The following is a 10440-nucleotide window of genomic DNA, read 5'->3' as shown; positions in this document are numbered from 1 at the left end:
TCCATCATACTTTCTTCTATTTTAATTAATTTGACAAGTTTTAACATTTAGCGAGCGCTGCCTAACTTATAGCTTTTGACCGTGAAAAAACGCCCGATGCCTATCTAATAGCTCAGCGGTAAGCGGCTCAGCATAGGTTTTTACATTTTTGATTTGGTTTTCAGATGCCACCGTCTCGCCGTCGTAGATGATATTTGGGTATATCTCTAGCAGCTTGGGGCGTGCATTCTTGACGATGACTTCAGCCATTTTCATGGCATTTTGATTGGTTTTATCGCCTTTATCGACGACCGCAACGGACTCACTCAGCGTATAGTTGCCTTCGCTTGGATCGATGTAATCAATGGGTAGCCCTTCTGCTTTATTAACGACGGCTTGATGACGCATGCCAAAACCGATTGGCACCTCACCTGCCATGACTTTCTTCAATGGGCCTGATCCTGATAATTCTAAATTTGGTCCGGCGTTTTCACGAATACTATTCATGAGTGTTTGTCCTTCGGCATCCATGCCATAGGCAGCAGTGATATTCTGCACAAATAACCAACCGGTCGATGAGCCATTGGGATCAACCATCGCAATTTTGTTTTTATAAATGGGCTTTGCCAAATCTTTGGCGCTGGTTGGTCTGGGTAGGTTTTGCGCGGCCATCTCTTTGGTATTTAAAATGATTGCTCCAGTAAAGCTTAAAATGGGCGCATAGTAACTAGGTACTGCGACTTGGGGATTGACCTCAAAGCTGACATCCTTAAACATCGAATGTTTGGCTTGTGCGCTCTCTAAATAAAATGAGCTCATGGTCACAAGATCTGCTTCTATATTCTTACCTTCCGCCAACAAGCGCCCGCCAAGCTCACCGGTGCCAAAGGATTGGAAAATATATTGACCTTCATAGCCTGCTTGATCTAATACCGCTTGGATGACTTCTACCGCTTCTTCGTCGGCGTTACTATAAATGATGACTTCTTCTGCGCTATTGTCCTTAGAAGCGGCTGAGCTACAGCCTACCAATGTGAATCCGAAAGCAAGACTCACCATTAACGTTTTGAGTGAAAGCAAGACTCACCATTAACGTTTTGAGTGAAACATTTTTTATCCTATAGATTTTATTGAGTTTTAATGGGTAAAGTTTGGGTATATTTTCGATAGCTAAATAGTTATCAATTGCTATAGTCGTTTCAATCTAAAAAGAACACAGTACTGCTGGGATGAATTTTTTGAAGCCTCTGGAGTGCAAAGCGCACAGCAAGCGAGAAAAATTTATACCAGCAGAACGCAATTTTTAACGTATCCCTTTTATTTTGAACTGCCTATAACCATGCTTAAGCAGTCGTTGGCGCAATAATCGTATCGTCTGTTGCTTTCGGTATGCCGTAGAGACGTCTGCTATATAGATGACGAATGATGGCAAACAGGATCAAGGCGCAGATATTGGTCAGCAATATCATCAGCGATAAGATAAAAATCTCATCAAAGCGCGCAAAATGCTGCAATTCGACGATTTTGGTGGTAAGCACCATGGTTTTGGCACCAGAGATAAAGATAACCGCGCTAATCGTCACCATGGCACTGATAAAGTAGAAGGACGCCACCTCGATTAAGGTAAAAAACGAGTTGGGAATCACCACGCGCCGCAGCGTCGCAAACCACGAATCACCCAGTAAGCTCGCCGTCGTCTCCCAGCCTAGATTCATCTTAGCCAGCGCATTTTTACTCATCAGATAAGGGGTGGCAAAGTAGTGAATGATGTTGCTTATCACGATAATAAAAATAGTATTGGCGACAGCAGAGCCTGAAAACATCATAAGATAAGCAATACCGACCACCATCCCTGGTACGGTGTTGGTCACCAATGCTGAGCTCTGGATGCTGAATTTACCGATGTTAAATAAACCTGAGCGCTCGCACAACAGTGCTGAAAAGTAAGTGATTAAGGTGCCAAAGACAGCCGTCAATACCGCGACGATGAGCGAGTTTTGGTAGACGCGCATGAGATTGGCAGATTCTAAAACCTTGCTGACGGTTTCTGTGCTGAATTGCATTTGATAAGGCCATGTCTTGATCCATGGAATGATAAATATCACCGCAAAAACCATCAGTAAGCAAAACAAGATAGCGCTCGATAATACGGCTAATACTCGGTCTTTGATTTTCGAAGTAGGCAGGTCGATATTTTCAACCGAATCGTAACGCACATTAAAGCGCGCGACATACCAGAGTATGGCAATGCTCAATATCGATGGAATGAGCATAAACAATGCGACCACTGCCCCTTTTTCAAACGAAGGCGACGCGCCTAGTATTTGGGTATAAAGCTCGGTAGCGATGACTTTATATTGCCCGCCAATGGACGCCGGAATGCCAAAGTCGGTAAAGGCTAAAAAGAAACACTGAATCATGGCCGCGGCAAAAGTACCAATTAACGGGCGAATCACCGTCATGTCAAACTGGCGCAGAGACGAATCGCCCATTAATTCTGAGACGATCACGAACTTTTTGTCTAAATATTGAAAGGTATTGTTGAGTAATAAAAAAGCGATAGGTAAAGTATAAATGGTATAGCCAAGCCACATTCCTTGAAAGCCGTATATATGTTCAAACAACTGAAAGCCGAGTATTTGAGTCAACAGACCTTGCTTGCCAAAGGTATAAATAATGGCAAAACCATAAGTCACCGTGGGCAACAACATAGGCAACAAGGCGGCAACCTTGATGGCCTTTTTAAAGCCCTTTGGTAAATTGGTCCAGTGCACGGTATAAGCTAAGATAAAAGCAAGCACGGTGGCACTCAGCGCACTCATCGTCGCCACAAAAAAACTATTAAACATCACTTGCTGAAAGCCATCACTACTTGCGATGGCGGTATAATTGTCCAAGCCAATACCATCGCCGACATTTAGTGACAGCGCCAGTATCTTACCTAAGGGTACAAATAAAAAAACGATGAATAAAATCGTCACAAATAGCCAAATGGCTTTTGTTTGGGGTGGGTTACTCAGCTTCATAAACGTCCAGAACAATCAAATGGTCAGGTTTTTACTGAATGACAGCTATCGTCAGTCTCTCAGTCACCAATACAGTTACTACAGGCTTTTATCAGCTTAGCCTTTTACCGCGTTTTTTGACTGTTGCTTATCATGAGCGGTGACAGTATGAGAGTCTGTAGGACGGGAACTAACATCAGCCTCATACTGTCCATAGTTTTGAGTTTGCGTGTATTTGCTCAGTGGGTCGATTTCAGAGAGACCATCAGCAAATAAGCTTAAGATATTACGACGTTTGATATTGAGCTGGTTAAGAATAAAGTTGGTGACGAAATCATTGGCAGGGTTGTGTATGATTTCAGCGGGCTGAGCGAACTGCGCCACCTTGCCTTCTGATAGCAGCAAGATACGATCCGATAACGTCATCGCCTCTTCGGGGTCATGGGTGACAATCAAGGTAGTCAGCTGATAGCGCTTTGCAATCTCACGAATACGCGCTTTGACCGTTTCCTTAATTACTCCATCTAGTGCCGATAAAGGCTCGTCTAATAACAGTATCTTAGGTTTCATCACCAATGTACGAGCCAGCGCGACACGCTGCTTTTGACCGCCTGATAGCTGATGAACGCGCTTGTTTAGATGCGCCTTGATATCGAGCAAGTCGACCAGTTCATCGACCTCTTGTTGTGTGCTCATATTCGGATTATTACGCAGACCGTATTCGATATTTTGTTTGACACTCAGGTTGGGAAATAACGCATAATCCTGAAAGACGATATTAAAGCCCCGTTGCCTCATGGAGACGCGGGTAATATCCTCGCCGTTGTAGGCGATCCTGCCACCACTGATATCGGTCAAGCCCAAAATCATGTGCAACAAGGTGGTCTTGCCGCAACCTGATGGCCCCAATATCGAGACGATCTCTCCTTTATTGATTTTTAGTGATATATCTTCAAAGATAACTTTGTCATCATACTTCTTGGTCACTTGCCTGAGCTCTAACATATCCACTCACCTAATCGCGTAAAAGTTTTAGTACTTATCTTGGATAGGTCAGCAGTGTAGTCATTAGTTATGACATTTTGATGAAGGTAATATGACAAGACGATGACTTAACTGAACAATACTACTTAGGATTTACCCACTTAACTTCTCTTTTAGTTCAAAACAACTATCTACATTTAGTATGATGGGTAACTATTTATAGCTAACTCCCCCCTCCTTATAGTTTACTAACACAGTAGATTTTTTTGCATCAAAATATGGAAAATTGTAATAACTTGACGATATTTCAATATAATCACGCATTTATTATTTATAACTTATAAACACGATAAAAATTTGTTATACCGTTATAAATGCGGTAAAAACGATATGTATAAAAGGCAGTAGCTATATAATGATAGTATCTACCGTATAGGCATTTAAGACATGAACATGGATATGGACATCGAAAACGGCAACACTGACCAACATGCCGACCCAATAGAGATCATCTATGAAGATGAGTTTTTGGTAGCGATTAATAAAGAAGCGGGTTTACTCGTCCATCGCAGTTGGCTGGATAAGGGCGAGACGCGCTTTGCCTTGCAGCTGACTCGTGATGCGGTAGGGTGTCATGTATATCCAGTACATCGGTTGGATAGGCCGACATCAGGCGTGTTGCTCTTTGCTAAAAGCTCTGCTGTGGCGCGCAGTCTGACCGAGGCGTTTACTGAACGCAAGGTTAGTAAGCAATACCTGGCCGTGGTACGCGGCTTTATGTCAGAGCAAGGTAGTATTGATTATGCGTTAAGCTTTAAGCCCGATGCCATCGCCGATAAATTTGCTGACTTGGACAAACCTGCGCAAGAAGCGGTGACCCATTGGCAACGTCTAGCACAAATTGAGCTGCCATTTGCGGTATCAAGAAAGCATGATACTAGCCGCTATAGTCTCGTGCGTCTAACGCCAGAGACGGGACGTAAGCATCAGCTGCGCAGGCATATGAAACATCTATTCCATCCTATAGTAGGCGATACTAGCCATGGTGACGGACGGCACAATCGATTTTTTCGTACTCAATATGATTGTACGCGTATGCTGCTGCATGCGCAAAGTTTAGCGCTCAGTCATCCAGTCACTGGTGAGTCATTGGTGCTAAAAGCGGAATTAGACGATCAATGGAGAAACATTTTGGAAGCTTTTGATTGGGTCAAGAGTGCTGAATATTCAAGCTCTTAGTGAGGACTTGAACGTTAGGCTATGAGATATTGCGATCAGTACTCTAAATCTATTTATATAAAATCAATGTACATAGCAGTGTACTTTTCAAAATGAAATGTCGACTATGTTACAAGAATTTATAGGATGAAGATGAGAAAACAATTTTTAATTTTAGCAAGCTTATTAGTCACCAGTTGTACGACAACCACAGTGGCTACACGATCTGAACAAATAAAACCTATTCAAGAAACCATGAAGCCTACGTGGAAGACCAGCATTTTCTATTACTACGTCAATCCGGTAAGACCAGCTCAATCAGCCGTTGTTGTAGAGGGGAGATTTGCATGGAAAGATGGATGTATATACTTAGTAGGTAGAGATGGCATTTATAACACAGCTATGTTTCCACTCTACCCAAAAGATATTGTTAAATGGGATGAATCGAGCAAAACTTTGATTTTAGATGGACGTATTTATAAGATGGGCGATTTTATTTTAACAAATGGTCAGTATTCAGATTACGTACCCCAAAGCCCCATTGGCATAGAATATGAAAAGCAAGGAGATAAAAAGTGTCTAAACCCTACATTGGCTAAAATTGGGACAATGGATATAGAAAATTAAAAGACTGTCTTAGATCAATAAAATTATCAATGATAGCGTTAAGAGAAAAAATTAACTATGCTGGTATACCTCAACGGAACCACTTAATTAAGAGCATTAAACAACAAATAGACCACCTAAAATAGACTGTTATAAGAGAACCCCTTATATTAGACCGCTAAGCCATACCTAAACCAGCCCTTTATAAAGAAAATAAAGCCCCACTACGAATAACAATACCGAAAAACACTTTTTCAACAGAGGCGGTGAAAGCATATGAGCGACTTTAGCGCCAATTTTGGCAGTAAAAAAGCTCATACTCGCAATGCCCAAAAAGGCATAAATATGCACAAAGCCAATGGTATTGGGCACATCAATATGCTGCTGCATACCAAAGAACATAAAGCCTAACGCGCCAGCAATGGCAATAGGCAAACCGCATGCCGCTGAAGTGCCCACTGCTTTTTGCATGACGACCCCATAACGGGTGAGATACGGCACCGTTAAGCTGCCGCCACCAATACCAAAGATGGCCGATGCTACACCAATCACCCCACCCGCTGCCAATTGTTTTGGTTTTGAAGGCAACGCTGGATTATTATCGTTAATATTGGTCGTATTACTGATATTGGCAGCTACTTTCTTTTTGCCACCCATAAACATTCTATAAGCGACCCAAAGTAAAAACACCCCGACGATGAGCTGCAGATATAACCCTGATATTTGCCCTGCTATTCCTGCTCCCAAAAAGCAGCCTAGAGCCAAACCGGGGGCGAGGTTTTTAAAGACCGGCCACATGACACCGCCCTTTTTATTATGCGCCATTAATGAGCTGATCGAGGTGACGATGATGGTCGCAAGCGATGTCCCCAAAGCCAGATGCATGATGGTATCGGCATCGTAGCCCATTTGGGTAAAAACGATAAACAATAGCGGTACAATGATAGTGCCACCGCCCACGCCAAACAGTCCGGCCGCAAACCCTGCTAGTGCGCCGATGATTAAAAAAATGAGAAATTCCACGAGATAGCGTCTTCTTAGTTAGTAAGTAATAAGATGGCTTTGAAAGTTGGATCAATATAAATGAGATACATTGAATCAAGCACTCATTTACATAGTCTCGACTTGACCGACGTAATGATAGGCTCGGTTAAAATATACCAAGCTTTCATCAGGGCCGCCATCAGTGCTGCCTTGTGGCTTAGCGTGTTTAATGGCGACCACTCGGCATATAAACACACTATGCGTGCCCACTTGCTGAATGTCTTCAATCTCGCAGTCAAAGCTAACCAAAGCATCTACCAATACAGGCGCGCCAGTGCTTAGCTCAGTCCAACTACCATATTCAAACCGATCTGTAGAGCATAGCTTGGAGGCAAAGGCATTAGATATGTGTTCATGATGGGCTCCAAGCACATTGACGCTCAAGACTTTGTTATCTACGAAATGCACATGTGAGCGCGCGGCTTGATTCATACAAACCAGCAGCGTTGGCGGCGTATCGGTGACGCTACATACCGCCGAGGCGGTAAATCCATGAGTGCCAGAGAGGCCGTTTGTGGTAATAACATTGACCGCCGTGGGTAATAGCGCCATGGCATCTCTAAAATCAGTGGCTTCAATCATATCTTTAATCCCAAATTTATCGCAGCTTATTTTTAAAGCGCACTTAGCCTGCAATAATTAAATTTTAAAACTATAAGTTCAATAATAACTGAGGTCACTCATAAGCTTAAACAAGCCAGACGCATGGATAAATACTAAGCCGTCAGCTCTTGACGTACGATTGTCGCACCAGCACTCAACGCATGTAGCTTACCGCGCGCCACCTCACGAGACAGTGGCGCCATGCCGCAGTTAGTCGAGGGATAGAGCTTGTCCGCATCGACAAACTGTAAGGCCTTGCGTAGCGTATCAGCCACCTCCTCAGGAGTTTCAATATCATTAGTAGCGACATCGATTGCCCCGACCATCACTTTTTTACCCCGAATAAGCTCTATCAAATCCATCGGCACATGTGAGTTTTGGCACTCAAGCGAGACGATATCGATCGCTGACTGCTGAAGCTTTGGAAAAGCTTGCTCATACTGACGCCACTCTGAGCCCAAGGTTTTTTTCCAGTCGTTGTTGGCCTTAATGCCATAACCGTAGCAGATATGTACTGCTGTCTCACAGTTAAGACCTTCGATAGCACGCTCCAATGTTGCAACGCCCCAATCGTTGACGTCATCGAAGAACACATTAAACGCTGGTTCATCGAATTGGATAATATCTACCCCAGCTGCCTCTAACGCTTTGGCTTCTTGATTGAGAATTTTGGCAAACTCCCAAGCCAGTTTTTCACGGCTTTTATAATGGTCATCATACAGCGTATCAATCATGGTCATGGGGCCTGGCAGCGCCCATTTGATTGGCTGATTAGTTTGTGCTCGTAAAAACTTAGCATCGTCCACAAATACAGGCTTTTGGCGACTTACGCTACCCACCACTGACGGCACACTCGCCTCATAGCGATCACGAATTTTAACGGTTTTACGTTTCTCAAAATCGACGCCATCGAGATGTTCGATAAAGGTGGTGACAAAATGCTGACGGGTCTGTTCACCATCACTGACGATATCAATCCCTGCATGTCTTTGTTCTTGTAGGGTCAGACGTAGGGCATCTTGTTTTGCCTCTATCAGCTCATCACCTTCTAATGCCCAAGGTGACCAGATTTTCTCGGGTTCTGCCAGCCAAGACGGTTTTGGCAAGCTGCCTGCTGTTGACGTTGGTAATAATAGCTTCATGTTGGTTACTCTTTTATATTTTAGTCTTTTAGTCTTTTATATGTCGGTTGATAAGGGTCTATTAAGCCGCGCGTTTTTTAACCGCTTCTTTTTGCACAGTATTGCTTGCAACAACATAGTTTGCAGCCCACTCATCAAGAATCGCTTTGTATGGATTAATGAACTCATTTTCCGTAAATTTACCTTGCGTCACTGCCATCTGGCTACGCTCCTCACGGTCATATTCAATTTGCGTGAGTGAATAATCTTGATAGTTCAAACTTGGCTGAAAGACCCTACCCGCTGCCGAGTTGGCATTATAAATCTCAGGACGGTAAATCTTTTGAAAGGTCTCCATCGTCGCAATCGCGCTGATCAGCTCAAGATCGCTGTAGTCGCTGAGCAGGTCGCCTGCAAAATAAAATGCTAAGGGTGCCACACTGCCTGCAGGCATAAAGTAACGCACGATTAAGCCCATCTTATAAAAGTAATCATCGGTAAGCGAGTGCTCATCCTGCTTATACTCAACACCCAATACAGGGTGCTGATTGCCTGTGCGCTGATAGGTTTTACTGCTGGATACGCTCAGGCAAATGACAGGTTGTTTATTAAAATTGGCTTTATAGGCCTCTGAGTTCAATAAGTGTTGGAACAGTTTGCCATGCAGTTCGCCGAAGCTCTCTGCGGGCGGTGTGCCTGGGTTCTGTTCGAAATGCTCTGGCAGCACAACGCTAAAGTCATAATCGCGCACATACGAAGAAAAACTATTACCAATCATCCCATCGATGCGGGTATTGTCTTTATGATCGACGATCGTTGTTTTTAAGGTTTCGATGACTGGGAAAGTACGGCCATGGCCTTCGATATCTAGGTCAGCTGAGATGATATCAACCTCTACTGAGTAACGATCGGCGGTTGGGTTGTCCCAATGTGCCAGCGCATTAAAACGATTGTCTATCATGGCGAGCGTCTTGCGTAAGTTGTCTTGACGGTTTTCGCCACGCGCCAAATTCGCAAAGTTAGTCGTCAAACGCGTGCTGTCTGCAGGCTGATAGTTTTCATCAAAACGAATGCTCGAGATAGAATATGTAAATTGTTTACTCATGATAATCCACTACCTTAATCTACTCTCATTATTTGAGATAAAACCAAATTTCTGTATGAGATGAATCATACCTAAGGCATTACATGAATAAAAACGATACTATTTTAAGATAAGATGAATATTATTCATGTTATTCATCATAATGATTAGAAGTCAACAATTTCGTTATTCTAAAACTAATGTGCAGCTCTTATTTTAATAATCCGTAAGGTTCTGCCGAATTGTTCATAGCTAAGTAAGTTCCTAATTTTTAAATCAGTAAGTTATGCAAAACACTGAAATAAATTATCCTCTCTTTGGAATAAATATTTAGATACGTTTTCAACCTCTGTAGGCCAATGCACAATAAAATTAGAATAATTAATTAAAAATAACTAACAATAAACAAACATGAAATTATTACTGTACACTTTTATATACAATATAGTAACATATTAAAACCAAACATATTTTAAGAGCTATACCAAAGCAAACCGAACAAAATTCTTCTATCGAAATATTACAAACACCTATGCTTAAATGGAGAAAAAAATGAATCTAAAGTATTTATCGAGAGCAAGTTTGCTCGCTGTTGTAACAGTAAGTATTATTGCCTGTAGCAGCAGCGGTAGTAATAACTTTTCAGACCCATCTACAAAACTACCTCCAATAGTAGAGCAAACTGAGGCTGAAAAAGCCGAGGCAGAACGGTTAAAAAATATCGAAACTAACCGTCTAGAATTGTTGGCAGCCGCTAAAACAGCGGGATTAACTGATCAACAAGCAGCTGCCTATG

Annotated in this window: 10 protein-coding genes; 3 read left to right on the top strand and 7 right to left on the bottom strand. The window is 42.7% G+C overall.

Going from position 1 to position 10440, the window contains the following annotated elements:
• Positions 1–66: 66 nt before the first annotated feature.
• The 3 genes from PENNN9_RS04370 to PENNN9_RS04360 all read right to left on the bottom strand — a co-directional run bounded on the left by PENNN9_RS04370 (position 67) and on the right by PENNN9_RS04360 (position 3989).
• Positions 67–1059, bottom strand: coding sequence for an ABC transporter substrate-binding protein (locus PENNN9_RS04370; protein ID WP_156410066.1), 993 nt, complete (start codon positions 1057–1059; stop codon positions 67–69).
• A gap of 263 nt (positions 1060–1322) precedes the next feature.
• Positions 1323–3005 (bottom strand): ABC transporter permease subunit, encoded by a 1683-nt coding sequence (locus tag PENNN9_RS04365; RefSeq protein ID WP_058368513.1) that lies wholly within the window; start codon positions 3003–3005, stop codon positions 1323–1325.
• A gap of 96 nt (positions 3006–3101) precedes the next feature.
• Entirely contained in the window at positions 3102–3989 is an 888-nt protein-coding gene (locus PENNN9_RS04360) for an ABC transporter ATP-binding protein (RefSeq protein WP_082637986.1), read from the bottom strand.
• A gap of 438 nt (positions 3990–4427) precedes the next feature.
• On the opposite strand from PENNN9_RS04360, the gene truC reads away from it, so the two are divergent.
• Both truC and PENNN9_RS04350 read left to right on the top strand, forming a co-directional pair.
• Positions 4428–5207: a tRNA pseudouridine(65) synthase TruC gene (truC, locus tag PENNN9_RS04355; RefSeq protein WP_058368515.1), complete on the top strand. Its 780-nt coding sequence runs from the start codon at positions 4428–4430 to the stop codon at positions 5205–5207.
• 132 nt (positions 5208–5339) lie between these two features.
• Positions 5340–5813 carry a hypothetical protein gene (locus tag PENNN9_RS04350; RefSeq protein ID WP_058368512.1) on the top strand — a complete coding sequence of 158 codons (474 nt, stop codon included), beginning with the start codon at positions 5340–5342 and terminating at the stop codon, positions 5811–5813.
• Between the two features lie 168 nt (positions 5814–5981).
• Here the strand turns inward: PENNN9_RS04350 and PENNN9_RS04345 are convergent, their stop codons facing one another.
• From PENNN9_RS04345 to PENNN9_RS04330, 4 genes are all read right to left on the bottom strand, one after another.
• The gene (locus PENNN9_RS04345) at positions 5982–6815 is read right to left on the bottom strand and encodes a sulfite exporter TauE/SafE family protein (protein ID WP_058368511.1); all 834 of its coding nucleotides are present in this window, start codon (positions 6813–6815) and stop codon (positions 5982–5984) included.
• A gap of 87 nt (positions 6816–6902) precedes the next feature.
• Positions 6903–7418, bottom strand: a complete 516-nt coding sequence (locus PENNN9_RS04340) for a flavin reductase (protein ID WP_058368510.1) — start codon at positions 7416–7418, stop codon at positions 6903–6905.
• A 134-nt stretch (positions 7419–7552) separates the two neighbouring features.
• Complete coding sequence (locus PENNN9_RS04335; protein ID WP_058368509.1) at positions 7553–8581, bottom strand: methionine synthase; 1029 nt, start codon at positions 8579–8581, stop codon at positions 7553–7555.
• A 61-nt stretch (positions 8582–8642) separates the two neighbouring features.
• Complete coding sequence (locus PENNN9_RS04330) at positions 8643–9665, bottom strand: DUF1852 domain-containing protein (RefSeq protein ID WP_058368508.1); 1023 nt, start codon at positions 9663–9665, stop codon at positions 8643–8645.
• Positions 9666–10196: 531 nt separating this feature from the next.
• Here PENNN9_RS04330 and PENNN9_RS04325 point away from each other — a divergent pair.
• Positions 10197–10440: hypothetical protein (locus PENNN9_RS04325; protein WP_058368507.1), on the top strand; the 244-nt coding region annotated here is incomplete at its 3' end.

The sequence above is a fragment of the Psychrobacter sp. ENNN9_III genome (assembly GCF_001462175.1).
GTDB lineage: Bacteria > Pseudomonadota > Gammaproteobacteria > Pseudomonadales > Moraxellaceae > Psychrobacter.
The sequence above is the reverse complement of the archived record's forward strand: the minus strand, read 5'-3'. Positions and strand labels throughout refer to the sequence as shown.

Coding starts and splice junctions, on each gene's coding strand:
- PENNN9_RS04365 (WP_058368513.1), bottom strand. CDS start 3,005: ATGAAGCTGAGTAACCCACCCCAAACAAAAGCCATTTGGCTATTTGTG.
- PENNN9_RS04360 (WP_082637986.1), bottom strand. CDS start 3,989: ATGTTAGAGCTCAGGCAAGTGACCAAGAAGTATGATGACAAAGTTATC.
- truC (WP_058368515.1), top strand. CDS start 4,428: ATGGACATCGAAAACGGCAACACTGACCAACATGCCGACCCAATAGAG.
- PENNN9_RS04350 (WP_058368512.1), top strand. CDS start 5,340: ATGAGAAAACAATTTTTAATTTTAGCAAGCTTATTAGTCACCAGTTGT.
- PENNN9_RS04340 (WP_058368510.1), bottom strand. CDS start 7,418: ATGATTGAAGCCACTGATTTTAGAGATGCCATGGCGCTATTACCCACG.
- PENNN9_RS04335 (WP_058368509.1), bottom strand. CDS start 8,581: ATGAAGCTATTATTACCAACGTCAACAGCAGGCAGCTTGCCAAAACCG.
- PENNN9_RS04330 (WP_058368508.1), bottom strand. CDS start 9,665: ATGAGTAAACAATTTACATATTCTATCTCGAGCATTCGTTTTGATGAA.